This window comes from Microbacterium sp. 4NA327F11 (genome assembly GCF_005503465.1).
GTDB lineage: Bacteria > Actinomycetota > Actinomycetes > Actinomycetales > Microbacteriaceae > Microbacterium > Microbacterium ginsengisoli.
The window spans coordinates 154,589-179,597 of the sequence record NZ_SCOB01000001.1 but is presented as its reverse complement, the minus strand read 5'-3'; the positions used below and the strand labels follow the sequence as shown (position 1 = coordinate 179,597).

Below are 25,009 nucleotides of genomic sequence, written 5' to 3'. Positions count from 1 at the left end.
CGGCGCGAGAGGTCGCCCGCACGCGTCACAGAATGTTCATCCTGGTTACATCTGTGAAACGCACCGGCCCTAGGGTGGGGCCATGTCGCGCACGACCCCCGCCTTCACGATCGCGGCCCGCCGTGTGCTCGTCGCCGGAGAGTTCGACGAGGCATCCGTCTCGATCGTCGACGGCGTGATCACCGCCATTGGGCCGTTCGACCCCGCCGCCGACGTCGTCCTGCCCGACGACACCGTGCTGCTGCCGGGCCTCGTCGACTCGCACGTGCACCTCGACGAGCCGGGCCGCACCGAGTGGGAGGGCTTCGCCACCGGCACCGCCGCCGCCGCAGCCGGCGGCGTCACGACCCTCTTCGACATGCCGCTGAACAGCGTGCCGGTCACGACCACCCCCGAGGCGCTCGCCGCCAAGCGGGCCGCCGCCGCCGGCAAGCTCGCCGTCGACGTCGGCTACTGGGGCGGCGCCGTGCCCGAGAACCTCGGCTCCCTCGCCGAGCTCGCCGCCGCCGGTGTCGTCGGCTTCAAGTGCTTCCTGTCGCCGTCGGGCATCGACGAGTTCGGCCACCTCGACGCCGACCAGCTCGAGGCGGCGCTCGCCGAGATCGCGACATTCGACGGCGTGCTCATCGTGCACGCGGAAGACCCCGCCCACCTGCACGGCGACGGCGCGCTCGGCGTGCACTACGCCGACTTCCTCGCGACCCGCCCGCCGATGAGCGAGCAGGCGGCCATCGAGCAGGTCATCGAGGCCTCCCGCCGCACGGGTGGCCGCGCCCACATCGTGCACGTCTCCGACGGCGGCGCCCTCGACGCGGTGCGCGCCGCGAAGGCGGACGGTGTGCGCCTCACCGTCGAGACCTGCCCCCACTACCTGACCCTCGCCGCCGAGGATGTGCCAGACGGTGCGGGCGCCTTCAAGTGCTGCCCGCCGATCCGCGACCGCGCCAACCAGGACCTCCTGTGGGTGGGCGTGCTCGACGGCACGATCGACGCGATCGTCAGCGACCACTCGCCCTCGACCCGCGAGCTCAAGGAGCAGGGCGGCGGCGACTTCGGCCTCGCCTGGGGCGGGATCGCGGGGCTGCAGACCGGGCTCGCGGCGATCTGGACCGCGGCGGCGGGACGCGGCATCCCCCTCGAGCGCGTGCTCCCGCTCATGACCGAGGGCCCCGCGCGCATCGCCGGCCAGCCCGGCCTCGGCGAGATCGCCGTCGGCGCCCCCGCGCACCTCGCCGTCTTCGCGCCCGATCGCGCCTGGACGGTCGACGCCGCCGAGCTCGAGTACCGCAACAAGCTCTCGCCGTGGCACGGCCAGACCCTGACGGGCCGCGTCGAGCGCACCTATCTCGCCGGGCACGAGGTCTTCCGCCTCGGCGAGGGGGTCGGCGTGCGAGCCGGCGCCGAGATCCTGCACACCCTGCGACCCACGGGAGCGGAACGATGACGTTCGAGATCCTCCAGCCCCACACCGGACCCATCCCGGCCGATGTCTACCTGCCGGCGAGCCCCGAGACGGTCACGTGGGGGCGCCTGCCCTCGCGCGCCGACGCGCCCGTGCTCACCGTTCCCGCGGGCACCACGGTGACGATCGACACGGTCAGCCACGAGGGCATCCTCGAGGACCAGGGCAAGGACCCGCTCGGCTACTTCACCGGTCACGGGGTGGTCGCGGCATCCGTGCTCGACGACGCCGTCGCGATCGCCGCCGCACTCTCGCGCGACCCCGCCGCCGACGGACCCCACGTCGTCACCGGGCCCGTGCGCATCGACGGCGCCCGCCGCGGCGACCTGCTGAAGATCACCGTCGTCGCCCTGCAGCCGCGGGTGCCGTACGGGGTCATCTCCAACAGGCACGGCAAGGGCGCGCTCCCCGGCGAGCTGCCGCGCGGCGAGGGCACGATGAGCGTTTTCACCCCGGTGGAGGACCGCGACGGATGCCTCGTCGGCACCCTCCCGCTCACCGACGGCGGTCCGCGCGTGGTGGAGTTCCCGCTCGCGCCGTTCCTCGGCACCATGGGCGTCGCGCCCGACAGCGACGAGCGCCCCCACTCGGTGCCGCCCTCGAACTTCGGCGGCAACATCGACATCAAGCTGCTCACCGAGGGCTCGGTGCTCTACCTGCCCGTGCAGGTCGACGGCGCCCTCGCCTACGTCGGAGACCCGCACTTCGCTCAGGGCGACGGCGAGGTGGCGCTCACCGCGCTCGAGGCGTCGCTGCGGGCGACGCTGCGCTTCGACGTCGTGCCGCGCGCTGAGGCGCTCGCCGCCTTCGGCGACGTGCTCGGCCCGCTCGTCGAGACCGCCGACTACCTCGTGCCGACCGGCCTCGACCGCGACCTCAATGAGGGGATGCGCGCCTGCGTGCGGGCGGCGCTCGCGCTCATCCAGGCGCGCTGGGGCATGTCCGAGCACCTCGCCTATGCCTACCTGTCGGCGGCGACCGACTTCGACATCTCGCAGGTCGTCGACATCGTCACCGGTGTGCACGCGCGCATCCGAGTGGCGGACTTCGCCGCGGTGCCCGCCGCGCCTGCGACGCCCGCCGCGCCCGCCACGGCTGGACCGCAGGAGAACGCGCCGGAACAGGACCACACGTGACGAAGCGTCCTGTGCACGAGAGTTCGCCTGTTCTCACGGCGAGGGTCGCGCGCGCCGCGGCCGGGGTCGCGCGCGCCACACAGGCCACGACCACGGATGCCCCGGGGGTGCCGTGAGCCGCGACATCCCCGATGCCCTCTTCACCGCGTTCGACCGGTATGAGCGGGCGATCCTCGACAACGATCTCGCCGTTCTCGACGAGCTGTTCGCCCCCGGACCCGGCACCCTGCGCGGCGACGCGGCGGGCCTGCTCGTCGGTCACGACGCGATCAGCGCGTTCCGCGGGGTGCGGGGCGGGGTGCCGCCGCGCGAGATCGAGCGCATCGAGTACCGAGAGCTGGCGCCGGATGTCGCGCTGCTCGTGTCGATCTCGCGCTACCGCGGCGGCGGCACCGGCCTGCAGACGCAGATCTGGGAGCGCCTCGACGGCCGCTGGCTGATCACCGCGGCCCACGTCACCCCGCGCGCGCAGGCGCTCGACCGGTCGGTGTGGCGCTCGGTCGGCGACCCGCTGCTGCAGGGCGCATGGGAGGGGCCGCTCGACGGTCTCACCGTCGCCGTCAAGGACCTCTTCGCCATCAAGGGCTATCGCATCGGTGCCGGCAACCCGACCTTCCTCGAGACGGCCCGCCCCGAGACGGCGAACGCCGCCGCCGTGTCGGAGCTGTTGCGCGGCGGGGCGTCGCTGCGGGGAATCGCCCGCACCGACGAGTTCGCCTATTCGATCGCCGGCGACAACGCCCATTACGGCACCCCGCCCAACGGCGCCCTCGCGGGTGCCCTGCCCGGCGGGTCGTCGAGCGGCCCGGCGACGGCCGTCGCCACCGGGCAGGCGTCGGTGGGGCTCGCGACCGACACGGCCGGCTCCATCCGTGTTCCCGCCTCCTACCAGGGGCTCTGGGGACTGCGCACGACCCACGGCCTCGTGCCGCGCCAGGGCCTGCTGCCTCTCGCCCAGTCGTTCGACACGATCGGCTGGCTCACCCGCGACGGCGACACCCTGCAGCGGGTCGTCGACTGGTCGCTGAGCTACGACGGGTCGACCTCGACCGAGAGCGTCTTCGGCGAGTCGGGCGCCGATCTGCCCGCCCGCCTGCTCGTGCCCGACGAGATCGTCGACGCCGCCGAGCCCGAGACCCGTGCGGCCTTCGAGGCGCTGCTCGCCCGCATCGCCGGCCTCGATGACGCGCCGAGCCTTCGCCGGGTCAGCGTCGGATCCCTCGACGACTACCTGGCCGCGTTCCGCACCGTGCAGGGCGCCGAGGCCTGGCGCAACAACGCCGAGTGGGTGCGCGCGCACCCGACCGCGCTGGGCGCCGCCGTCGCCGAACGGTTCCGCATCGCGGCATCCGTCACCCGCGACGACGAGACCGCGGCACGCGCCGCCCTCGAGCCGCTCCGCGACCACGTGCAGAGTCTGGTGCGCGACGCCGTGCTGGTGCTGCCGACCGTGCCCGGCCCGGCGCCCGTGCGCACCTCCGACGGCGACCGCGTCGACGCGGTGCGCCAGGCGACCCTGCGCATGACCGCCCCCGCCGCGGTCGGCGGCGCGCCCGCGATCTCGGTGCCGCTGCTCACCGTGCCCTCGCAGCTCGGACCCGCCCCCGTCGGCGTCTGCTTCGTCTCCCGGCCGGGCACGGATGTCGCGCTGGTGCGCTTCGCGCGTCGTCTCTCCGCCGGCCTCGCCCTCCGAAAGGACCTCCCGTGACCCTCCCCGGCCCGATCGACCCGCCCGCGCGCCTACTGATGGGGCCCGGCCCCATCTCGGCGTACCCGAGCGTGCTGCGGGCCATGTCGGCGCCGCTCGTCGGGCAGTACGACCCGTTCATGACGCAGGCGATGGCCGAGACCCAACAGCTCTACCGCGAGGTCTGGGCGACAGGCAACGACGCGACCCTGCTCATAGACGGCACCTCGCGCGCCGGCATCGAGGCGGCGATCGTCTCGCTCGTGCGCCCGGGCGACCGGGTGCTCGTGCCCGTGTTCGGGCGGTTCGGGCACCTGCTCGCCGAGATCGCCGAGCGCGCGCTCGCCGAGGTGCACACGATCGAGACCGCCTGGGGCCAGGTGTTCACCCCGTCGGCCATCGAAGAGGCCATCGTGCGGGTCAAGCCCACCCTGCTCGCCCTCGTGCAGGGCGACACCTCGACCACCATGAACCAGCCGCTCGACGAGATCGGCGCGATCTGCGCCCGCCACGGCGTGCTGTTCTACTCCGACGCGACCGCGTCGCTCGGCGGCAACCCGTTCGAGGCCGATGCCTGGGGGCTGGATGCCGCCACCGCCGGCCTGCAGAAGTGCCTCGGCGGTCCGTCCGGGTCGGCGCCGATCACGCTGTCGCCCCGCGCGGTCGAGGTGGTCCGCTCGCGCAGCCGCGTGGAGGCCGGCATCCGCGAGGAGGGGGATGCCGCGGCATCCGATTTCGTGCGCTCGAACTACTTCGATCTCGGCATGATCCTCGACTACTGGGGTCCGCGCCGGCTCAACCACCACACCGAGGCGACGAGCATGCTCTACGCCGCCCGCGAGTGCGCGCGCGTGCTGCTGGGCGAGGGCCGCGACGCGGTCATCGCGCGCCACCGGCTCGCGGGTGACGCCATGCTCGCCGGCGTCGAGGCGCTGGGGCTGACGGTCTTCGGCGACGTCGCCCACAAGATGGCGAACGTGGTCGCGGTGGAGATCCCCGAGGGGGTTCCGGGAGACGTCGCCCGCGCCGCGCTGCTCGACGACTTCGGCATCGAGATCGGCACGTCGTTCGGTCCGCTGCACGGTCGCGTGTGGCGCATCGGCACGATGGGCTACAACGCCCGCAAGGACGCCGTGCTCACCACCCTCGCGGCGCTCGAGAGCGTGCTGCGGCGCTTCGGCGCGGCCGTGCCCGTGGGTGGCGGTGTCGAGGCGGCGCGCGACGTGTTCGCGGGGGCGCCCGCGTGACGGTGCCGTCCCTCGGCTCGCCCGACCGCATCGCGGCCGCGGCGAGGCGCGTCATGAACCGCTGCGACGAGCTCGCCCGGGTCAGCGCCGCCGACCAGGGCATCGAGCGCGTCTACCTGTCGGCGGAGCACGCCCGAGTGAACCGTCTCGCCGCGGAGTGGATGCGCGAGCTCGGCATGCGCACCCGACAGGATGCCGCGGGCAACCAGCTCGGCCGCCTGGATGTGCTCGATCCGTCGGGCGCGGTGATCTCCGACGCTCCCGCGCTCCTCATCGGCTCGCATCTCGACACCGTGCCCGACGCGGGGCGCTACGACGGCATCGTGGGCGTGCTCATGGGCCTCGAGATCGTGCGTCTGCTGCGCGTGCCCGCGGGCGACAGCGACAGTGCATGGCGCTCGCCGTTCCCGTTCGCGATCGAGGTCGTCGCCTTCAGCGACGAGGAGGGCACCCGCTTCGGCAAGGCGCTGCTCGGGTCGTCGGCGGTCGCGGGACTGTGGAACGACGACTGGTGGGCGCTGACGGATGCCGCGGGCACCACTCTGCGCCAGGCCTTCCTCGAGTTCGGACTCGACCCCGGACGCATCGGTGAGGCCGCGCGACGCCCCGACAGCCTCGTGGGCTACCTCGAGGCGCACATCGAGCAGGGCCCGGAACTCGACCGGCGGGGGGAGGCCCTCGCCGTGGTGTCGTCGATCGCGTCGGCTCGCCGCTTCCAGCTCGTCGTCGAGGGCGAGGCCCGGCACGCGGGCGGAACTCCCTATGACATGCGCCGTGACGCCCTGCTCGGTGCGAGCGAGGCGGCGCTCGCGATCGAGCGCATCTGCCGCACCGAGCATCACATCATCGGCACGGTCGGCCAGTTCGAGGCCTTCCCCGGGGCGGTCAACATCGTCCCCGGCGAGACCCACTTCTCCCTCGACCTGCGCGGCGAGTTCGACGGCGAACGCGACCGCGTGTTCGACGAGATCTCCCGCGAGCTCGACGGCATCATGGGTCGCCGCGGCCTGCGATGGCGCTCACGCGAGGTGCACAACGCCGCCGCGGTCATGTGCGCGCCGCTGCTGCAGGACGTCGTGCGCGAGGGCATCGGCGCGACTGGCGCCCCCGGGGCATCCGATCCGGCGACGATCTTCTCGCGGGCAGGTCACGATGCGATGACGATCGGGGCGATCACCGACGTCGGAATGCTGTTCCTCCGCAACCCCGACGGCATCAGCCACCATCCCGATGAGGCGGTCAGCGCCGCCGACGTCGCCGCGGGCATCCGGGCGCTGGCAGAATCAGTGGTGCTCCTCGGCCACGAGCGCCGCTGATCACCGACTCCGGTTCGAAGCGACGCGTAACGCCGCGGAAACATTCGAGCGGATGTTGATGAAATCTCCATCGCCTAGCGTCGAGTGAGTCGCCCCTTGCGCCGCTGCCTCGTCGTTCCCAGAGCACCCGGCGGGTACGTGAGAGACGAGTCCCGACCCGACGCACTCAGCATCTGGAGACACAGCATATGAACATCCGCACCTCGAAGCGCGCGCTGCGCGCGGCGGTCGCCCTTGCGGCGGTCGCCGTGTCGGCCGTCGCCCTGTCCGCCTGCTCGTCGAGCTCGTCGAGCACGACGGCCCCCACGTCGACCGGCGCCGCCTCGGTCGCCCCCGGCACCTACGGCGAGCTGAACCTGCAGCTGTCGTGGATCAAGAACGAGGAGTTCTCGGGCGAGTTCCTCGCCGACGCGAACGGCTACTTCACCGCCGCCGGCTTCTCGAAGGTCAACATGACCCCCGGCCCCTCGACCGGTGCGAGCGAGCTGCTCTCGGGCAAGGCCGATGTGGCCCTCTCCGACGCCGTCTCGATCGGTTCGGTCGTCGCCTCGGAGGGCGCGCCGCTGAAGATCATCGGCACGACCTACCAGAAGAACCCGTTCACGGTGCTCTCGCTGGCCGACAAGGGCAACATCACCAAGCCCTCGGACCTCAAGGGCAAGAAGATCGGCGTGCAGGACTCGAACAAGGCACTGTTCGACGCGTTCCTCGCGGCCAACGGCATGAGCGAGAGCGACCTGACCGTCGTGCCCGTGCAGTACGACCCGGCGCCGCTGCTCTCCGGTGAGATCGACGGCTACATCGCCTACCTCACGAACGAGTCGATTACCGTGGCCGCCAAGGGCTACAGCGTCGCGAACCTCCCGTTCGCCGACAACGGCCTGCCGTTCGTCGCCGAGACCATCACGACGACCGACGACCAGATCGCGAAGAACCGCGACAAGCTCAAGGCGTTCCTGAAGGCGGAGATCCAGGGCTGGTCCGACGCGGTCAACAACCCGCAGGCCGGCGCCGAGCTCGCCGTCAACACCTACGGCAAGGACCTCGGACTCGACCTGACCAACTCGATCGCCGGTGCGACCGAGCAGGCGCAGAAGCTCGTCGTCTCCGACGAGACCGCGCAGAACGGCCTGTTCACCATCTCGCAGACCCTGCAGGATGCAACCATCAAGTCGCTCTCGGGCGCCGGCATCACCCTGAAGGCCTCCGACCTGTTCGACATGTCGCTGCTCACCGAGGTCTACCAGGAGAACCCCGGCCTCGTGAAGTACGCCAAGTAATCAGCACCACCACACGGAGAAGAGCGTCGTGACGCAGCCCGCTGTCGAGACCGGTGCCCAGGACAACCTGGGCACCGGCCTTCAGATCACCGCACTGAACAAGGTCTTCACGACCGGCCGCAAGAACGTGGTCGCGCTGCAGGACGCCAACCTCCACACCGCACAGGGCACGTTCCTGTCGCTGCTCGGCCCGTCAGGATGCGGCAAGTCGACGATCTTGCGCATCCTGGCGGGGCTCGAGCAGCCCACCAGCGGAACCACTCGCGTCGACGGCAAGAGCCCCAAGGAGCTCCGCCGCGACCACAAGCTCGGCATCGCCTTCCAGGACTCGGCCCTCATGCCGTGGCGCAGCGTGCTGTCGAACATCCGCCTTCCGTTCGAGATCGCGGGACAGAAGGTCGACAACGACTACGTCACCGAGATGATCGAGCTCGTCGGTCTCAAGGGCTTCGAGAAGGCCAAGCCCGCGCAGCTGTCGGGCGGCATGCGCCAGCGCGTCTCGATCGCCCGCTCCCTCATCCTCAAGCCGCAGGTGCTGCTGTTCGACGAGCCGTTCGGCGCGCTCGACGACATGACCCGGCAGCGCCTGAACCTCGAGCTGCTGCGCATCTGGACCGAGAAGCCCGCGACGACCCTGCTCGTCACGCACGGCATCTCCGAGGCGATCTTCCTCTCCGACCAGGTCGCGGTCATGAGCCCGCGGCCCGGACGCATCAAGGAGGTCATGACGATCGACCTCCCCCGCCCGCGCACCCCCGAGATGATGCGCACCCCGGAGTTCCACGCCTACGTCGATCACGCGTCCGATCTGCTGTTCGGCGCGGGAGGCGCAGCCACCGATGACCACTGACTCCCCGACGAAGGGCCGCGGCGTCACGTTCGAGGACGTCCGTCTCCCGCCGTGGATGACGGGGCTCATCGGGGGCGTCGCCCTCGTGATCGTGTGGTGGATCGTCGGGCTCGCCTGGGTCACCCCGACCGGCCTTAGGCCGATCCCGACGCCGCTCGAGGTCGTCGTCACGATCGCGCAGACCGGGTGGGACTTCTACGCGAAGAACTTCGCCGTGACCCTCGCGGAAGCGGGCATCGGATACCTCTGGGGCAACGTGCTCGCGCTGCTCCTCGCGGCCGTCGTGCTCGTCGTCCCGCGCCTCGAGTCGGTCGCGATGCAGCTGGCGATCCTCACCTACTGCGTTCCGATCGTCGCGCTCGGCCAGATCGCCGTGGTGCTCATCGGCGCCCCACCGATCGGGCAGCCCTCGGGCACCGCGATCTTCCTCGCCGCCCTCTCGGTCTTCTTCACGACCGTCGTCGGAGCGCTGCTCGGCCTCAAGTCGGCCGACAAGTCGAGCCTCGACGTGGTCACGGTCTACGGTGGGTCGAAGTTCACGCAGCTGGTGAAGGTGCGTCTCATCGCCGCCCTTCCCGCAATCCTCAACGCCCTGCAGATCGCCGTTCCGGCCGCGTTCCTCGGCGCCGTGCTCGGTGAGTTCTTCGGCAAGGTCGAAGTGGGCGTCGGTGTGATCATGGTCATCGCGCAGCAGCAGCTCAATGCGCCCCAGGTGTGGGCGATCGCGCTGCTGAGCGGTCTCGTGGCGATGCTCGGCTACGTGCTCGTCGGGTTCATCGCGCGGGCGATCGCGCCCTGGTCGAAGGGGCGCTCATGACGACAGCCGTCGCGGCATCCGAGTCCGCCACCGACCTCACCCGTACCCTGCGCGCCCAGGCGCGGCGCAGCGTGCTGCGCGCGCTGCTGTGGAGCGTCGTGAACTTCGTCGGCACCATCGTCGCGGTCATCGTGCTGTGGGCCGGCGCCCTGTCGCTGCTGAACGTCTCCAAGTTCGTCGCGAAGGGCCCGCTCGACGTCTGGAACTACCTGTTCGTGGTTCCCGCCGCGGCGACCAACCGCGACAAGATCTTCGCGACCATCGGCGAGACCCTCGCCCACTCGGTCGTCGGCTTCATCGCGGGCCTCCTCGTCGCCCTCGTCGGTGCCATGATCTTCCAGCTGAGCAAGGGCGCCGAGCACGCGCTCATGCCGATCGCCATGCTGCTGAGGTCGGTGCCGCTGGTCGCCATGGCACCCGTGATCATCCTCATCTTCGGTCGCGAGGTCTGGTCGATCGCGGTGATCGGCGGCATCGTGGTGCTCTTCCCGGCGCTCGTGAACATCTCGTTCGGCCTGAAATCCGCCGCACCGCAGATGAACGACCTCGTCACCGTCTACGGCGGCGGCTCGTTCGCGCGCCTCATGAAGGTCGCGATGCCCTCGTCGCTCCCGGCGTTCTTCGCGGCCGTGCGCATCTCCGTGCCCGGCGCCATCACGGGCGCACTGCTCGCCGAATGGCTGGCGGTCGGCGGCGGTGTCGGCGGCAGCATCGGCGGCTACCTGTCGCAGGCGCAGTACAACGCCGTCTGGGCGTCGATCGCCGGGGTCACCGCCATCGCGCTCGTGCTCTACAACGTCATCCAGATCATCGAGAACGTGGTGCTGGCCCGGATGGGCATGCAGGGCCAGCGGGGCGTGTAGCGCGTGAGCGCCGAACCCGCGATCGTCGGGGGTGCCGCGGCATCCGATCTGCTCGCGGCGGGACTGCTCGGCGCGCACGTGCGCGGACTGCGCAAGGCCCGCGGGCTCACCCTCGTGCAGCTCGCGACCGCGACCGAGCTGTCGCATCCGTTCCTCAGCCAGCTGGAGCGCGGACTCGCCCAACCGAGCCTCGGATCACTGCGCCGCATCGCGGTGGCGCTCGGCACGAGCCCGCTCGAGCTGATCGCCGCCGCCGAGGCGCCGACTGCCGACGTGCCGGCGACCGAGGTGCACCGCGGCGCCGGCGGAGACCTCGAAGCCGACTTCGCCGTCGGGTCGGGGAGGCTGCTGGCCCACCCGGTGCGCCCGTTCCATCCGATGGTCTACGCGGCCGACAACACCGCGCCCGGCGACTACTTCGCCCACGCGGAGGACGAGTTCTCCTACGTGCTCGACGGACGTGTGTGCCTCGACCTCGACGGCGAGGTGACCGAGCTCGGCGTGGGCGACTCGTCGTACTACGCCGGCGGCGTCGCCCACCGCACGTGGTCGGCTGACGGCGCACCGTTCCGGCTGCTGATCGTCAAGCAGCGGCCGCCGCACTCCGCCGCGACCGACTGAGCGTCACCGGCCGCCGGCGTCACCGGCCTGCAGGGCCCGCCACACGCGGTCGCGCGAGAACGGCTGCTCGAACACGCGCACCCCGATCGCGCGGCTGATCGCGTTGCCGATCGCCGCCGACACGGGGTTGTAGGGCGACTCGCTCATCGACTTGGCGCCGAAGGGGCCGAGGTCGTCGTTCGTCGACGCGAACAGCACCTCGGTGTCGGGCACGTCGGCGGACTGCGGCACGCGGTAGGTGCGGAAGACCGGGTTGATCACCCGGCCGTCGTCGCCGATCATGACCTCCTCGTAGAGCGCGCTGCCGACCCCCTGGGCGACGCCGCCCTCGATCTGGCCGCGGCACTGCGCCGGGTTCATGACGAAGCCGGCGTCGGCCGACTGGATGTTCTGCAGGATGCGCACGGTGCCGGTCTCGGGATCGACGGCCACCCGGGTCGCGTGCACGTTGAAGGCGAGCGAGCGCAGGTCGCCGTACTCGGCACCGTCGCCGACGAGCCCCTCCTCGGTGCGCTCCGCAGCGGGCGCCGCGGCCACGAGCTCGCCGAAGCCGACGATCCGCGCAGGGGTGCGCACCCCGTCGCCGGTCACCACGGCCGCCGACTCCTCGGTGCCCGTGAGCGCGGCGGCGGTGCGCCGCATCCGATCACGCAGCGTCAGGCATGCGGCATGCAGCGCCTTGCCGGTCACGGTGATGCCCGCCGACGCGAACGCGCCGGTGTCGTGCCGCACCTCGTCGGTGTCGGCGAAGCGGGCCTCGAGGCGGTCGAAGCCGACATCGAAGACGGATGCCGCGATCTGCCGCAGCACCGTGTGGGTGCCGTTGCCGAACTCCACCGTGCCGGCGCGCAGCACGTAGGTGCCGTCGGGCCGGAGCGTCGCCGTGGTGTGTGCGATGTGTCCGCGCGGGGCCATCGTGGCGATCATCGCCGCGGCCATCCCCTCGCCGACGAGCCAGCCGTCGGGAGCGTCGACGCCGTTGCCGCGCTCGAGAGCGCCCTGGGCGAGGTCGAGGCACTGGTCGAGACCGTAGCTGCCCCAGACGAGGTCGGATTCGTACTCGTCCTGGTCGGGGTGCAGGTTGTCGCCCTCGACGACCGCGTTGCGGCGCCGCAGGTCGAACGGGTCGATGTCGAGACGTTCGGCGAGCATGTCCATCGCGGACTCCACCGCGAGCACGACCTGCCCGAGGCCGTAGCCGCGGAACGCCCCCGAGGGCACGTTGTTCGTGTAAACGACCTCGGCGTCGAGGCGACGCACCGGGGCGCGGTAGATCGTGGTCGACTCGGCGAGCGAGTGGAACATCACCCCGATGGCGTGGTTGCCGTAGGCGCCGGTGTCGCTCAGCAGGTCGATCTTCATCGCCGTCAGGGTGCCCGCGGCATCCGCCCCGAGGGTCACCGCCACCCGCATCGGATGCCGCACCGACGTGCGCTGGAACTCCTCGGCGCGGCTGAACTCGTAGGCGACCGGGCGGCCGGTGCGCAGCACGGCGAGCGCGACGAGGTCCTCGGCGAAGATCTCCTGCTTGCCGCCGAAGCCGCCGCCGACCCGCGCCGTGTGCACGCGCACCCGGTCGGGGTCGAGGTCGAAGATGTGCGCGATCTCGTCGCGCGTGAGGAACGGCACCTGTGTGGACGAGCGGATGACGAGGCGGCCGTCGTCGTCGAGCCAGCCGACGCAGCCGTGGGTCTCGAGCTGCGCGTGCGAGACGCGCTGCGTGCGCCACGTGCCCGACACGGTGACGGCGCTCTCGGCGAGGGCCGCGTCGATGTCGCCGCCGTGCCCCTCGTGCAGCGACGCGATGACGTTGCGGTGGGGTTCGGCGACCCGGTCGGCGGGGGTGCGGTCGGCGTGCAGCAGCGGGGCGCCGGGTGCGCGGGCCGCCTCCGGGTCGAGCACCGCGGGGAGCACCTCGTAGTCGACCTCGATGAGACGGCAGGCCGCCTCGGCGGCGCCGGCGGTCTCGGCGACGACCGCCGCGACCCGCTGCCCGACGTGCCGCACGACGGTGTCGAGCAGCAGTGTGTCGTCGGGGTCGTCGGTGCGGTGCTCGTGACGGCCCGTCGAGTAGTGCACGGCGGGCGCGTCCTCGTGGGTGAAGACGGCCACGACCCCGGGCGCCGCGCGTGCGGCGGCGGTGTCGATCGAGCGGATGCGCGCGTGCGCGTGCGGCGAGCCGATCACGCGCAGCACGAGCGATCCGGGCACAGGCTCGTCGAACGTGTACGGTTCGAGACCCTGCACCACGCGCCGGGCGGGCGCGGGGCGCACCGAGCGGCCGACGCCGTCCGCCCCCGCTGTCGGGGCGGGGGAGGTGTCGGCGCCCGGGGCCGCACCGCCGCCCGTGTAGCCGTCCCCGGTCTCCCGCACCGGGCCGAGCACCGCCTCGCGGACGGCCTCGCGGATCGGCCGGTACCCGGTGCAGCGGCACAGGTTGCCCTTGAGGCGCCGGTCGAGGTCGTCGACGTCGTCGGCGTCGAAGGTCGACGCGGTCACGCTCATGCCGGGCGTGCAGAACCCGCACTGGAAGCCGAAGTGCTCGACGAGCGCCTCCTGCACGGGATGCAGCTCGTCGCCGGGCGCGAGCCCCGCCGCCGTCGTGACCTCCCGCCCCTGGGCGCGGTGCGCCGGGGTGATGCACGAGTGCACAGGGGTGCCGTCGACGAGCACGGAGCAGGCGCCGCAGTCGCCGGCGTCGCATCCCTTCTTCACGCTCGTCGTGCCGGTCTCTCGCAGCAGCGTGCGCAGGCACTGTCCCGCCCGCGGCTCGGCGTCGCGCGGGGTGCCGTCGACGGTGAACCTCATGCGCCCGCCTCCAGCTCGATGCGGATGCGCTCCGCGAGCGCACGGCTCACGCCGCGGCGCCAGTCGGCCGGCCCGAGCGGGTCGGTGTAGTACGACGGCGCCGATTCGACCGCGGCGGCGAGGGCCGCGGCATCCGGCAGTGACGGGAACCGTCGCACGACCGGATGCAGCGTCGCCGCCGTGATCGCGAAGACGCTCGCGCCGTCGGGGTCGACGCGGCCGGTCACGACGGCACCCGAGCGCCCGAGCTCGGCGAGCGCGATCTTCTGCAGGCGCGCCCGGGAGCGCAGGGCGTACGCGGGGATCTCGATCGCCCGCAGCACCTCGCCGGCCGCGAGGGTGTTCTCGCCGTTGCCGGTGACGAGCTCGCTCACGGGCAGTCGCAGGTCGGTGCCGTCGGGGCGCCACACCCACGCGACGGCGTCGAGGGCGACAGCGAACGACACCATGCCGGCCGCGGCGAACGAGCGGCAGACGTTGCCGCCGACGGTCGCGGCGTTCCAGATCTTGAACGACGCGAGCAGCGCGTGTGCGCCGTCGACGGCGAGGTGCGCGGCCGGCCAGTCGGCGGGCACGGGCTCGCTGCCCCGACCCTCGGCCCACGCGACGAGGTGGGCGATCGGGCAGGTCGCGCCGATGCGCAGGCCGTCGGCGGAGATCTCGAGGAAGGGCCAGTCCATCGCGGTGATATCGACGAACCCGGATGTCTCGGGCTGCGGTTCGCTCATCAGCCACGTGCCGCCCGCGAAGATCACCTCGCCCGGCGCGAGGGCGAGGTCGCCGCGGGTGCGCGCGAGCCGATAGCTCTCGACCGTGTTGATGTCCACAACATTCCTCCGTGACCCAGCAAACCAAACCGCGGTTTCGCGGGTGTTTCGCGGGCCCGGGCAGTGCGCCCCAGCGCGCCCTACGCCCGGGCGGCGAGGTCCGCCGAGGCGCGGGCGACGGCCTCGGCGAGCACGGGCTCCTCGGCGGTCGCCAGGGCGCCGTCGACGACGACGTCGCGTCCGCCGACCCACAGGCGGGCGAGGGGCGGGAGCGCGCCGAGCCCGAGGGCGGCCACCGGGTCGAGGATGCCCGCGTGCTCCACCCTGTCGATGCGCCACACCGCGATGTCGGCGAGCTTGCCGGGCTCGAGCGAGCCCAGCTCGGCGTCGCGTCCGAGCACGCGGGCGCCGCCGATCGTCGCGATGCGCAGGCCGTCGCGCACCGAGAACGAGTCGGAGCCGGTACGCAGCCGGTTCATGAGCACGGCCTCGCGGATCTCGATGCCGAGCTGGCCCGATTCGTTCGACGCCGAGCCGTCGACGCCGAGCCCGACCGGAACCCCGGCGCGCAGCATGTCGTGCACGGGCGCGATGCCGGCGGCGAGCCGCGCGTTCGACGACGGGCAGTGCGCGACGCCGGTGCCGGTGGCCGCGTACCGTGCGATCGAGGGGGCGTCGAGGTGCACGGCGTGCGCCATCCACACGTCGTCGCCGAGCCAGCCGAGGCCCTCGAGGTAGTCGGTCGGGCTCATGCCGAACCGCTCCTGGCAGAAGGCGTCCTCCTCGACCGTCTCCGACGCGTGCGTGTGCAGCCGTACGTCGAGCGCGCGCGCGAGCACGGCGGCCTCGCGCAGCAGATCGGCGGTCACCGAGAACGGCGAGCAGGGCGCGATCGCGATGCGCACCGTCGACGAGAACGACGCGTCGTGCCACCGCTCGACCGCCTGCTGCGACGCCGCGAGCGCGGCATCCGTCGTCTCGACCGCGAAGTCGGGCGGCAGTCCTCCCTGCGAGGCGCCGAGGTCCATCGACCCCCGCGTCGCGTGCAGACGCACGCCGATGCGGGATGCCGCGGCCACGAGCCCGCCCACGATGTCGCCGGATCCCTGCGGGAACACGTAGTGGTGATCGCCGACCGTGGTGCAGCCGGAGCGGGCGAGCACCGCCATGGCGCCGGCGGCGCCCGCCTCGACGAGGTCGGCGTCGATGCGCGCCCACAGCGGGTAGAGCGCCGTCAGCCAGTCGAACAGGATCGCATCCTGCGCGTAGCCGCGCGTGAGCCACTGGTAGAGGTGGTGGTGGGTGTTGACGAGTCCCGGGGTGACGAGGGTGCCGCGCGCGTCGATGATCTCGGCGCCGTCCCGCAGCTCGGCGGGGGCGGGGCCGTCGCCCACCGCGACGATCAGGTCGCCGTCGACGACCACGTGCCCGGCGCGGTGCTCGGTGCCCGCGGCATCCACCGTGGCGACGTAGGCGCCCTCGAGCACGCGACGCGCGGTCACAGCTGAAGCTCCACCGCGGTGTCGAGGGCGGCTTCGATCGAACGCATCCAGCCGTCCTTGAGGGCCGCGTTCGACTCGTCGTACAGCGACGCGCCCTCGACGAGGTTGCTCGAGCACGCGCACACCATGCCGGCGCGCAGCCCCCGCAGACGCGCGACGACGTAGAGAGCGGATGCCTCCATCTCGACGTTCAGGATGCCCATGCGGTTCAGCTCGCCGATCCATTCGGGCGTCTCGGCGTAGAACGCGTCGTCGCTCACGCTGATGCCGGTGTGCGAGCGCGTTCCGGCGGCTTCCGCGATGCGGCTGGCGTGGCGCGCCAGGGTCGTCGTGAGCTCGAGATCGGGCACCGCCGGGAAACCCTTCGGGAGGTAGGCGTCGGTGGTGCCGTCGTTGCGGAAGCTGCCTTCGCTCACGAGCAGGTCACCGGGGGCGATGCCGGGCTGCAGGCCCGCCGAGCTGCCCACACGGATGAACGAGCGCACCCCGACGCGCGCGAGCTCCTCGACGGCGATCGCGGTCGACGGGCAGCCCATGCCGGTGGAGGTCGCGGTGATGAGGCGCTCCTTGTACCAGCCGGTCATCGTGCGGTGCTCGCGGCGCCACGCGACCTCGCGCACGTCGGTGAGGAACTCCGCCACGAGGGGGACGCGGAACGGGTCACCGGGCAGCAGCGCGACCGAGGAGACCTCGCCCGGCTCGAGTCCGACGTGGTACTGGCGGGCGGTGAGCCCTGCCTGGGATTTGTCGACGACGGTGGACATGGGGGCGGCTCCTGGGGTGGATGGACGAACGGAATCGTCGCCGTCCCCGCCCTGAGCCGACGGATCCGCCCCCAGATCCGGGCGGTCATGGTAGATAGGACACGCGTTGTTGGTGACGCTAACACTCGCGTGTTTCGCGGTCGTGTCGGAGGCCGCGGCATCCGCTCAGCCGGGAGGCGGGCACCCCTCGGCGATGATGTCGAGGGCGCGGGTGACCACCGAGACGATGTCGGGGTCGACGGTGAACTGCCCCGTCGGGGTCATGCGGGTGTAGAGCGCCGCGCACCGCAGGGCCGAGGTCGCCGCGCACGCGGTGACGGTGGCGCGAAGGCGCAGCTCCTCGGATGCCGCAGCCGGCGTCGCGCCCCACCGCACCAGGAGCGTCGCGGCGATGCCCTGCTCCCACTGCATCAGCACGGGCAGCAGTCGGCGCCCGAACGGCAGCAGCTCGGCACGTCGGCCGATGCGGAAGACCAGGGCCGGCGGCCCCTTCTCTGGGACGACCGACAGCACCGACGCGTGGATCGACGCGAGCGGATGCTCGTCACGCGGACGGCTCTCGAGCTCTCGCAGCACGCGGGGGAGGAGGTCGCGAAGATCGTTGCCGATGACGTCCTCCTTGCTCTCGAAGTAGCGGAAGAACGTGCGGCGCGACACGTCGGCGCGCTCGGTGATGTCGGTGACGGTCGTCTCCGCGAAGCCCTTCTCGCTGAAGAGCTCGAGTGCGGCTGTGCGCAGCGCCTCCCTGACCCGGCGGCGATTGCGCTCGCGGCGGTCGGGCGGGGCATCCGTGGGCGTCATGGGGCCTCCTGTGCAGACATCCTTCACCCGCGGGCGGGCCGGCGTGAAATGGCACTCGAGTGCCACGTGGCACGGTTGCGGGGGCCGAGACGCGTGCATACGGTGAGCGCACCCGTCACCCGCTCGAAGGGACCGCCATGAGACGATCCGCCCCCCTCGCCGTCGTCGCGCTCGCCGCCGTGCTCGCGCTCGCCGGCTGCGGCCAGGTGTCGCGCAGCGACCTGAGTGCCGCTGTGTCGCCGGCGCCCACCGGTACGCCGTCGTCCTCGCTCCCGTCGGCCGCACCGATCCCCTCGCCGACCGCCGTCGGCACCGGGTCGGGTGGCGCCGGGTCGCTCACCCTCGCGATCACATCGCCGCTCGCGGTGGCGGGGCACGTGAACACCGATGTCGCGTGCGCGGTGTCGGCGCGCACGTATCACGCGAGCGTCGCGTCCGCCGAGATTCAGGGGTACTCGGTGACGATGAGCGTGCGCATCGTCGGGTACACCGGGCCCGGGTCGTGGTCGGGCACGCTCTCCGGCACGATCACCGAGGGCGGTGTCACCTACCCGCTCGCCCTCCCGGCGGTGCCGGTCACCACGACCGCCTCGGGCGGGTCGCTACACCTCTCGGTGACCGAGAGCGGGCACACCCTCAGCGGCGAGGTCGACTGGGCGTGCGGCGCATGAGCGCGCCCGCCGTGCTCGGAGCGCGCCCGCGGTCGATCCTCGAGGTGGCCGCGCAGAGCGCCCTGGCGCTTCCCACCCGCAACCCGGGCGCGATGCTGCGCCGGCTCACCCGTGACGGGCGCGAGACCATCCGCATGGGGCGCGGTCGGCGGCGGGTCTTCCTGCTGACCGAGCCCGACGACGTGCGCACCCTCCTGGTCACCCACGCGGGCGACGTGCACAAGGGGCCGGGCGTGCAGGCCACGAGCGCGCTGCTCGGGCAGGGTCTGCTGACGTCGGAGGGGGCGGCTCACGCGCGGGCGCGCCGGCTCGTCGGGGCGGCGTTCTCGCCCACGCAGCTCGACGCGTACACCGCGGTGATGGTCGAGGAGGTGCAGGCGAGCATCGAGCGGCTGGCCGCGGCATCCGTCGATCTGCACGCCGAGATGACCCGACTCACCCTGCTGATCGTGGGGCGCACGATCCTCGGCGCGCGACTCGACGACCACGCCGACGAGGTGCGCACGGCGCTGCAGACAGCGCTGACCGAGTTCGTGCGCCTGCGGCCCGGAGCGCGCGCGGGCGCCGAGGTCGTGACGTCGGGTCGCATCGTCGAGGCCCGTGAGCGACTGCTCGCCCTCGTGACCCGGTTGGTCGCCGAACGGCGGGCGTCCGGCGCCGACGGGCGCGACGCGCTGTCGACGCTCGTGGCGGCACGCGACCCCGAGAGCGGCGGGGCCGACCGGCTCACCGATGCGGAGATCGCCGACGAGGTGATCACCCTCATGGTCGCCGGTCACGAGACGACCGCGAACGCCATCGCCTTCTGCCTCTGGCAGCTCTCGTCGCGCCCCGACCTGGCCGAACGCATCCGCGCCGAGGTCGATGAGGCGGGGGATGCCTCGTGGCTCGACCCGCGCGGCCGGCTGCCGTTCACGCGGCGGGTCGTGCAGGAGACGATCCGCCTGTTCCCGCCGGCCTGGGTGTTCGGGCGCTCGCTCGACGCGCCGATCGCGTTCGGGGGATTCGAGGCGTCGCCGGGCGACGTCGTCGGGGTGTCGCCGTGGGTCATCCACCGCAGCGCGCGGTGGTACGACGAGCCGACCGTGTTCGATCCCGATCGGTGGGAGCGCCGGCCCGGCGGGCTGCGCTATGACTTCGTGCCGTTCGGTGCGGGGCCGCGCGGGTGCATCGGCGAGCAGTTCGCGTGGATCGAGGCGACCCTCATCGTCGCCATGCTGACCCGCGCGCTCGACATCACGGTCACCCGTCCGGTGCGGCTGGAGTTCACGGTCACGCTGCGGCCGCGGCGGGGGATCGCGGCGTCCGCTCGTCGCCGGTCGTGAACGGTGCTCTCGGCCCGGGTCAGATCCAGAAGCCGTCGTGCACGGCCGCCGCCTCGGGCAGCAGCACCGGTCCGATGACCTCGACCGGGCGCCCGCCGCGGGCGAACACCTCGCGGCAGGGGAGCGCGAGCGTCGGGATGCCCTCCTGTGCCTGCACGATGCGGATCAGCTCGTCCTCGCCGAGCGCATAGACGACGCGCGGGATCCCCGCCCAGTAGATCGCGCCGGTGCACATCGCGCACGGCTCGGTGCTCGTGTAGAGCGTGGCGCCCCGCAGCGCCTCGGTCGTGAGCCGCGCGGCGGCGGCGCGCACGAGGTTCGTCTCGGCGTGGCCGGTCGGGTCGTCCTGTGTGACGACCGAGTTCAGGCCCTCGACGACCGTGCCGTCGGGCGCGACCACGACGGCCCCGAACGGATGGTCGCCGCGGTCGCGGGCGGCGCGGGCGAGGGTGATCGCGTGCTCGAGATGGCCGAGGTCGACGGGAGCGAGCGCGTCGGCGGGCAGTGGCGGGGTGAGGCTCACCGGTGTGCCTCCAGGGTCGCGAGGGCGGGCAGGGCGCAGGCGGATGCCGCGGCATCCGCCTCGGTCGGAAGCATCGTGTCGGCGGCGGCCCGGGCGTGGATGGCGCCCCCGCGCTCTCGCAGCGGCACCGCGGATCCGCCGTGGCGTGCTGCGACGATCTCGGCGAGCACCGAGAGCGCGGTCTCCTCGGGGGTGCGTCCGCCGAGGTCGAGCCCGAGCGGCGAGTGCAGCCGGGCGAGGTCGTCGTCGCCGAGCCCCGCCTCGCGCAGCCGCGTGGCACGGTGCGCGACGGTCGAGCGGGCGCCCATCGCCCCGACGAAGCCGACCGGAAGCCGCAGCGCGACCTCGAGGGCGGGCACGTCGAGGCGCTCGTCGTGGGTGAGCACGCAGATCGCGGTGCGCTCGTCGAGGTCGACGGGGTCGAGCGTCGCGAGGAAGTTGTGCGGCAGGTCGACGACGATCCGGGTTGCCGCGGGGAACCTCTCGCGCGTCGCCAGCAGCTCCCACGCGTCGCACACGGTGACTGCGAAGCCGGCGGCGGCGGCCACCCGGCACAGCGCGGCGGCGTGCTCGCCGGCACCCAGCAGGTACAGCGCGGGCGGGGGCGTCTGCACGACGGCGAGCACGGGGCATCCGTCATGCTCGCCGAGGCGCGTCTCGCTGCCGCCGGCGTCGAGGGGGAGGATGCGGCCGGTGTCGGGCCCCGCGGCGACGATGCCGACCGCCGCGCGGCGACCCGCCGCGACGCGTTCGAGAGCGTCGCGCACGACCGTGTCGGCGGGATCGAGCACACTGACCACAGCCTCGATCGAGCCACCGCAGGCAAGACCGGCGGCGTAGGCCTGCTCGTCGGTGAAGCCGAAGCGCGCGGTCTGACCCCGTCCGGTCGCCAGGCACGAGAGGGCGAGCGCGACCGCATCCGCCTCGACGCAGCCGCCGGAGATCGAGCCGATCGCCCGCGCGTCGGACGTGATCGCCATCGCCGCGCCGGCGCCGCGCGGCGCCGAACGCGCCACGTGCGCGACCGTCACGACCGCGACGCGCTCGCCCGCCGCGAGCAGCGGCAGCAGGTCGGTCGCAAGCTCGAGCATGCCGCCACGCTAGCCCTCGCGTGTTTCGGGCGGGCTACGCTGGCGCGGTGGACGTGACGCCGTTGACGGTCGTGGGGGCACCCTGCGGGATCGTGCTCGCGGCGGGCGCGGGCACCCGCTACGGCGGGCCGAAGGCGCTCGCGGCCGATGCCGACGGCACGCCCTGGCTCGACCGGGCGGTGGCGCTTCTCGCCGCGTCCGGCTGCGACCCGGTGCTCGTGACGGTGGGCGCCGCCGCGGCGGAGGTCGCCCGGCGCATCCCCGCCCCCGGTCGTGCCGTGCTGGTGCCCGACTGGAACGACGGGCTGTCGGCGAGCGTGCGCTCGGCTCTGGACGCCGCGGCCGCGACCGGGGCGGAACTCGCGGTGATCGTGCCCGTCGACACCCCGACGCTGCCGGCGGCCGCGGTCGCGCGCGTGCTCGGGGCCGCCGCGGAGGCCGCGGCATCCGCTCTCGTGCAAGCGACCGTCGCGGGCGCCCCGTCGCACCCGGTCCTGATCGGCCGCGACCACTGGGCCGCGGTGGCGGCCACCGTCGCGGGCGACCGGGGTGCCGGCCCCTATCTCGCCGCGCACGGGGCGACATTCGTCGCCTGCGACGATCTGTGGGATGGTCGCGACATCGACGAACGGCCCGCGCCGTGACCGGCGACGAACGCGCCGAGCTCGCCGCGCTGCGACTGCGCGCGTACGGACCCCACGCCGACATCGCGGGAGATCCCGTCGCGCTCGCGCGCCTCGACGTGCTCGAGGGCCGCAGGGCGACGGATGCCGCGGCCCCCGCGGCGACCGTCAGGACACGCTCGGTCCTCGAGCCGCCCGTCGTCCGCCCCGCGGATGATCCGGCCACCGAGTCGGGCGCTGTGCCGGAGCCCGGCGCCGGATCGCGTGCGAGCGGTGGGGGTGAGCGCGACGCGGATGGGGCGGCATCCGATGTGTCGCTGTGGCGTCGCATGCGCCCGCGCGTCGATCGGGTCACCGCGATCTGGTGGATCGCGAGCCTCGTCGTCGTGGCCGGGCTGTCGACGGGTACGACGCTTCTCGTCACCCACGTCGTCACCTCGCAGCACGCCGCCGTGCTGCAGCGCATCCCCGGTGATGCGCCGTCGGCAGTCATGTTCACGGGCACGTCCACCTCGTCGCAGGCGTACGAGTCGTACCTCGGGATGTCCGTCTACACGGTGATTCCGCCCGCGGGAGACATGCGGTGCATCGCCGTGATCCCGCAGCCCGATGTCTATCCGGATGCCTCGCTCATCGGCTGCGCACTCGGCACCCTTCCGGTCGTGGTCGATGTGCGTGTCGGCACGAGTGCGGACACGAACCCGCTCGCCTCGAACGGTCGTCCGGTCGTCTTCACGCCCGCCGTCGAGCAGGCGTTCCCCGACGGCGCCGATCTGCGGTTCACGGCGCGCGACGACACCGTGACGGTCGACGCCTACCCGGTCGCCCGCACCCCGGTCACGCCCAACTCGTAGCCGCGATCAGCCGGCGACGACGATGTTGATCGGTGCGGCGCCGCGTGCGGCGCGCGTGATCTGATCGCGCAGCACGCGCACCAGGCGGGGGCGCATCGCGCTCGACGCCCCGCCGACGTGAGGGGCGATGAGCACACCCGGCGACCGCCACAGCGGGTGGTCGGCGGGAAGCGGCTCGGGGTCGGTCACATCGAGCGCGGCGCGCAGGCGCCCGGACGCGGTCTCCGCGACGAGCGCGTCGGTGTCGATGAGCGGCCCGCGGCCGACGTTCACGACGAGCGCGCCATCGGGGAGCAGGGCGAGCGCGGCGGCGTCGATGATGTGGCGCGTGCTGTCGCCGCCCGGAAGAGCGAGGATGAGCACCTCGGTGCGCGGCAGCAGGTCGGCGAGCTCGTCGACGCCGTGCACGGCGACGCCGTCCTCGTCGCGGGCTCGCGAGGCGACGGCGGTGAGGTCGACCTCGAACGGGATCAGTCGCGCGCCGATCGCCTTCCCGACGCCGCCCCAGCCGAGCACGAGCACACGGCGGTCGGCGAGGCTCGTGCCGAAGACCGGGTTCCAGGTGGCGGTCGCGGTGTCGCGGGCGAACTGGTCGAGGCGCCGCAGCGACGCGATCGCGAGACCCACGGCGAGCTCGGCGGTGGAGGTCTCGTGCACGCCCGCGGCGTTCGCGAGCGGAACGCCCGCGGGCAGCAGCGCGGCGATGCCCTCGTAGCCGATCGACTGGCTCTGCACGAGTCCGACCTCGACCCCGGCCAGCTGCCCGAGGGCGGCGTTGAGGTTCTGGTACGGCGGTACGACGATGTCGATGCGGTCGCAGGGGGCGGGGCCGGTCATCGGCCAGACCACCACCTCGACGTTCTCGGGAAGCGGTTGCAGATCACGGGCGAGGCCCTCGGTGGGAACCGAGACGACGAGAGGGGATGTCACACCTCGACGTTACCCCCGCGCCGACGGGCGCCAGGTCGCGGCGTGTGCGCGGTGCTGCACGCCCGGTCGGGTGGTGCGCCCGGCCGGGTCAGGCGGCGGCGCCGACGACGGCCGCGATCGCCGATGAGAAGAACGACAGACCGTCGACGCCCGAGCGCATCGCGGCCGCGGTCGAGGGACCGAAGCCGGGTTCGACGGCGTGCTCGGGGTGCGGCATGAGGCCCACGACGTTGCCCGCCGGGTTGGTGAGGCCGGCGATGTCGCGCAGCGACCCGTTCGGGTTCACGCCGGTGTAGCGGAACGCGACGAGCCCCTCGCCCTCGAGACGGTCGAGCTCGTCGTCGGAGGCGACGTAGCCGCCGTCCGCGTTCTTCAGGGGGATGACGATCTCCTGACCGTCGGCGAAGTCGCTCGTCCACGCGGTGGACGTGTTCTCGACGCGCAGGCGCTGGTCGCGGCGGATGAACTGCTGGTGCGCGTTGCGGATGAGTCCGCCCGGCAGCAGGTGCGCCTCGACGAGCATCTGGAAGCCGTTGCAGATGCCGAGTACGGGCATGCCCTTCGCCGCGGCATCCTTCACGTCCCGCATGATCGGCGCGAGGGCTGCGATGGCGCCGGCACGCAGGTAGTCGCCGTAGCTGAAGCCGCCGGGCAGGATCAGCGCGTCGACGCCGTCGAGATCGTGCGACGCGTGCCACAGGGCGACCGGCTCGGCACCGGCGATGCGCACCGCGCGGCGTGCGTCGACGTCGTCGAGCGAGCCGGGGAAGGTGACGACCCCGATGCGTACCGTCACTCGACGACCTCGATGCCGACGACGTCCTCGATGACGGAGTTCGACAGCACCTCGGCGGCGACACGGGATGCCTCGGCGAGCACCTCGTCGGACACCTCGCCCTCGACGGTCAGCTCGAAGCGCTTGCCGATGCGCACTCCGCTGAAGGCGTCGACGCCGAGTCGCGCGAACGCGCCGGTGACGGCCTTCCCCTGCGGGTCGAGCAGTTCGGCCTTGGGCATGACGTCGACGACGATGGTGGGCATTGCGAAGCTCCGGATGTCGCGGGCAGGGGT

Annotated in this window: 24 protein-coding genes; 14 read left to right on the top strand and 10 right to left on the bottom strand. The window is 72.8% G+C overall.

Annotation, left to right across the window (positions count from 1 at the left end; genetic code table 11):
• Positions 1–82 precede the first annotated feature (82 nt).
• The 10 genes from allB to FFS51_RS00805 all read left to right on the top strand — a co-directional run bounded on the left by allB (position 83) and on the right by FFS51_RS00805 (position 11,279).
• Positions 83–1,444, top strand: coding sequence for an allantoinase AllB (gene allB, locus FFS51_RS00850; RefSeq protein WP_137877207.1), 1,362 nt, complete (start codon positions 83–85; stop codon positions 1,442–1,444).
• A complete protein-coding gene (locus tag FFS51_RS00845; protein WP_137877206.1) occupies positions 1,441–2,598 on the top strand; it encodes an acetamidase/formamidase family protein in 1,158 nt (385 codons plus the stop codon). Before allB ends, FFS51_RS00845 begins: the two co-directional genes overlap by 4 nt.
• Positions 2,599–2,710: 112 nt before the next feature.
• Positions 2,711–4,306, top strand: coding sequence for an AtzH-like domain-containing protein (locus FFS51_RS00840; RefSeq protein WP_171006056.1), 1,596 nt, complete (start codon positions 2,711–2,713; stop codon positions 4,304–4,306).
• A 38-nt stretch (positions 4,307–4,344) separates the two neighbouring features.
• A complete protein-coding gene (locus FFS51_RS00835) occupies positions 4,345–5,532 on the top strand; it encodes a pyridoxal-phosphate-dependent aminotransferase family protein (RefSeq protein ID WP_084603867.1) in 1,188 nt (395 codons plus the stop codon).
• Positions 5,529–6,848, top strand: a complete 1,320-nt coding sequence (locus FFS51_RS00830) for an allantoate amidohydrolase (protein ID WP_137877204.1) — start codon at positions 5,529–5,531, stop codon at positions 6,846–6,848. Before FFS51_RS00835 ends, FFS51_RS00830 begins: the two co-directional genes overlap by 4 nt.
• 188 nt (positions 6,849–7,036) lie before the next feature.
• Positions 7,037–8,128 (top strand): ABC transporter substrate-binding protein, encoded by a 1,092-nt coding sequence (locus FFS51_RS00825; protein ID WP_045247993.1) that lies wholly within the window; start codon positions 7,037–7,039, stop codon positions 8,126–8,128.
• A 28-nt stretch (positions 8,129–8,156) separates the two neighbouring features.
• Positions 8,157–8,978, top strand: coding sequence for an ABC transporter ATP-binding protein (locus tag FFS51_RS00820; RefSeq protein WP_045247994.1), 822 nt, complete (start codon positions 8,157–8,159; stop codon positions 8,976–8,978).
• Positions 8,968–9,795 carry an ABC transporter permease gene (locus FFS51_RS00815; protein ID WP_048808981.1) on the top strand — a complete coding sequence of 276 codons (828 nt, stop codon included), beginning with the start codon at positions 8,968–8,970 and terminating at the stop codon, positions 9,793–9,795. The genes FFS51_RS00820 and FFS51_RS00815 overlap by 11 nt, the downstream gene beginning before the upstream one ends.
• Positions 9,792–10,658, top strand: a complete 867-nt coding sequence (locus FFS51_RS00810; RefSeq protein ID WP_137877203.1) for an ABC transporter permease — start codon at positions 9,792–9,794, stop codon at positions 10,656–10,658. Before FFS51_RS00815 ends, FFS51_RS00810 begins: the two co-directional genes overlap by 4 nt.
• A 3-nt stretch (positions 10,659–10,661) precedes the next feature.
• On the top strand, positions 10,662–11,279 hold the full coding sequence (locus FFS51_RS00805) for an XRE family transcriptional regulator (protein WP_235557460.1): 618 nt from the start codon (positions 10,662–10,664) through the stop codon (positions 11,277–11,279).
• A gap of 3 nt (positions 11,280–11,282) precedes the next feature.
• Here the strand turns inward: FFS51_RS00805 and FFS51_RS00800 are convergent, their stop codons facing one another.
• The 5 genes from FFS51_RS00800 to FFS51_RS00780 form a co-directional block, all read right to left on the bottom strand.
• Positions 11,283–14,087: a molybdopterin-dependent oxidoreductase gene (locus tag FFS51_RS00800; protein WP_137877202.1), complete on the bottom strand. Its 2,805-nt coding sequence runs from the start codon at positions 14,085–14,087 to the stop codon at positions 11,283–11,285.
• Positions 14,084–14,914, bottom strand: a complete 831-nt coding sequence (locus tag FFS51_RS00795) for an FAD binding domain-containing protein (RefSeq protein WP_045247997.1) — start codon at positions 14,912–14,914, stop codon at positions 14,084–14,086. The genes FFS51_RS00800 and FFS51_RS00795 overlap by 4 nt, the downstream gene beginning before the upstream one ends.
• An 80-nt stretch (positions 14,915–14,994) precedes the next feature.
• Positions 14,995–16,356: an 8-oxoguanine deaminase gene (locus FFS51_RS00790; RefSeq protein WP_137877201.1), complete on the bottom strand. Its 1,362-nt coding sequence runs from the start codon at positions 16,354–16,356 to the stop codon at positions 14,995–14,997.
• Positions 16,353–17,120: a nucleoside phosphorylase gene (locus FFS51_RS14790; RefSeq protein ID WP_056206242.1), complete on the bottom strand. Its 768-nt coding sequence runs from the start codon at positions 17,118–17,120 to the stop codon at positions 16,353–16,355. The genes FFS51_RS00790 and FFS51_RS14790 overlap by 4 nt, the downstream gene beginning before the upstream one ends.
• Before the next feature lie 165 nt (positions 17,121–17,285).
• Entirely contained in the window at positions 17,286–17,921 is a 636-nt protein-coding gene (locus FFS51_RS00780; RefSeq protein WP_048808983.1) for a TetR family transcriptional regulator, read from the bottom strand.
• A gap of 137 nt (positions 17,922–18,058) precedes the next feature.
• On the opposite strand from FFS51_RS00780, the gene FFS51_RS00775 reads away from it, so the two are divergent.
• Positions 18,059–18,592 (top strand): hypothetical protein, encoded by a 534-nt coding sequence (locus FFS51_RS00775; RefSeq protein ID WP_056519690.1) that lies wholly within the window; start codon positions 18,059–18,061, stop codon positions 18,590–18,592.
• Positions 18,589–19,917 carry a cytochrome P450 gene (locus tag FFS51_RS00770; RefSeq protein ID WP_137877200.1) on the top strand — a complete coding sequence of 443 codons (1,329 nt, stop codon included), beginning with the start codon at positions 18,589–18,591 and terminating at the stop codon, positions 19,915–19,917. Before FFS51_RS00775 ends, FFS51_RS00770 begins: the two co-directional genes overlap by 4 nt.
• Before the next feature lie 19 nt (positions 19,918–19,936).
• Here the strand turns inward: FFS51_RS00770 and FFS51_RS00765 are convergent, their stop codons facing one another.
• Both FFS51_RS00765 and FFS51_RS00760 read right to left on the bottom strand, forming a co-directional pair.
• Positions 19,937–20,440: a nucleoside deaminase gene (locus FFS51_RS00765; protein ID WP_048808985.1), complete on the bottom strand. Its 504-nt coding sequence runs from the start codon at positions 20,438–20,440 to the stop codon at positions 19,937–19,939.
• The gene (locus FFS51_RS00760; protein WP_137877199.1) at positions 20,437–21,531 is read right to left on the bottom strand and encodes an XdhC family protein; all 1,095 of its coding nucleotides are present in this window, start codon (positions 21,529–21,531) and stop codon (positions 20,437–20,439) included. Before FFS51_RS00760 ends, FFS51_RS00765 begins: the two co-directional genes overlap by 4 nt.
• A 47-nt stretch (positions 21,532–21,578) precedes the next feature.
• Between FFS51_RS00760 and FFS51_RS00755 the strand changes: the two genes are divergently transcribed.
• Positions 21,579–22,175: a nucleotidyltransferase family protein gene (locus FFS51_RS00755; protein WP_249352613.1), complete on the top strand. Its 597-nt coding sequence runs from the start codon at positions 21,579–21,581 to the stop codon at positions 22,173–22,175.
• Positions 22,172–23,008, top strand: coding sequence for a hypothetical protein (locus tag FFS51_RS00750; protein WP_137877198.1), 837 nt, complete (start codon positions 22,172–22,174; stop codon positions 23,006–23,008). Before FFS51_RS00755 ends, FFS51_RS00750 begins: the two co-directional genes overlap by 4 nt.
• 6 nt (positions 23,009–23,014) lie before the next feature.
• Here FFS51_RS00750 and FFS51_RS00745 read toward each other — a convergent pair whose 3' ends face one another.
• The 3 genes from FFS51_RS00745 to purS all read right to left on the bottom strand — a co-directional run bounded on the left by FFS51_RS00745 (position 23,015) and on the right by purS (position 24,979).
• Positions 23,015–23,938, bottom strand: a complete 924-nt coding sequence (locus FFS51_RS00745; RefSeq protein WP_171006064.1) for a 2-hydroxyacid dehydrogenase — start codon at positions 23,936–23,938, stop codon at positions 23,015–23,017.
• Between the two features lie 88 nt (positions 23,939–24,026).
• Complete coding sequence (purQ, locus tag FFS51_RS00740) at positions 24,027–24,734, bottom strand: phosphoribosylformylglycinamidine synthase subunit PurQ (protein WP_137877197.1); 708 nt, start codon at positions 24,732–24,734, stop codon at positions 24,027–24,029.
• Positions 24,731–24,979 carry a phosphoribosylformylglycinamidine synthase subunit PurS gene (purS, locus tag FFS51_RS00735; protein ID WP_045248005.1) on the bottom strand — a complete coding sequence of 83 codons (249 nt, stop codon included), beginning with the start codon at positions 24,977–24,979 and terminating at the stop codon, positions 24,731–24,733. The genes purQ and purS overlap by 4 nt, the downstream gene beginning before the upstream one ends.
• Between the last annotated feature and the right edge of the window lie 30 nt (positions 24,980–25,009).

Coding starts and splice junctions, on each gene's coding strand:
- allB (WP_137877207.1), top strand. CDS start 83: ATGTCGCGCACGACCCCCGCCTTCACGATCGCGGCCCGCCGTGTGCTC.
- FFS51_RS00845 (WP_137877206.1), top strand. CDS start 1,441: ATGACGTTCGAGATCCTCCAGCCCCACACCGGACCCATCCCGGCCGAT.
- FFS51_RS00835 (WP_084603867.1), top strand. CDS start 4,345: ATGGGGCCCGGCCCCATCTCGGCGTACCCGAGCGTGCTGCGGGCCATG.
- FFS51_RS00825 (WP_045247993.1), top strand. CDS start 7,037: ATGAACATCCGCACCTCGAAGCGCGCGCTGCGCGCGGCGGTCGCCCTT.
- FFS51_RS00815 (WP_048808981.1), top strand. CDS start 8,968: ATGACCACTGACTCCCCGACGAAGGGCCGCGGCGTCACGTTCGAGGAC.
- FFS51_RS00810 (WP_137877203.1), top strand. CDS start 9,792: ATGACGACAGCCGTCGCGGCATCCGAGTCCGCCACCGACCTCACCCGT.
- FFS51_RS00800 (WP_137877202.1), bottom strand. CDS start 14,087: ATGAGGTTCACCGTCGACGGCACCCCGCGCGACGCCGAGCCGCGGGCG.
- FFS51_RS14790 (WP_056206242.1), bottom strand. CDS start 17,120: ATGTCCACCGTCGTCGACAAATCCCAGGCAGGGCTCACCGCCCGCCAG.
- FFS51_RS00780 (WP_048808983.1), bottom strand. CDS start 17,921: ATGACGCCCACGGATGCCCCGCCCGACCGCCGCGAGCGCAATCGCCGC.
- FFS51_RS00775 (WP_056519690.1), top strand. CDS start 18,059: ATGAGACGATCCGCCCCCCTCGCCGTCGTCGCGCTCGCCGCCGTGCTC.
- FFS51_RS00770 (WP_137877200.1), top strand. CDS start 18,589: ATGAGCGCGCCCGCCGTGCTCGGAGCGCGCCCGCGGTCGATCCTCGAG.
- FFS51_RS00760 (WP_137877199.1), bottom strand. CDS start 21,531: ATGCTCGAGCTTGCGACCGACCTGCTGCCGCTGCTCGCGGCGGGCGAG.
- purS (WP_045248005.1), bottom strand. CDS start 24,979: ATGCCCACCATCGTCGTCGACGTCATGCCCAAGGCCGAACTGCTCGAC.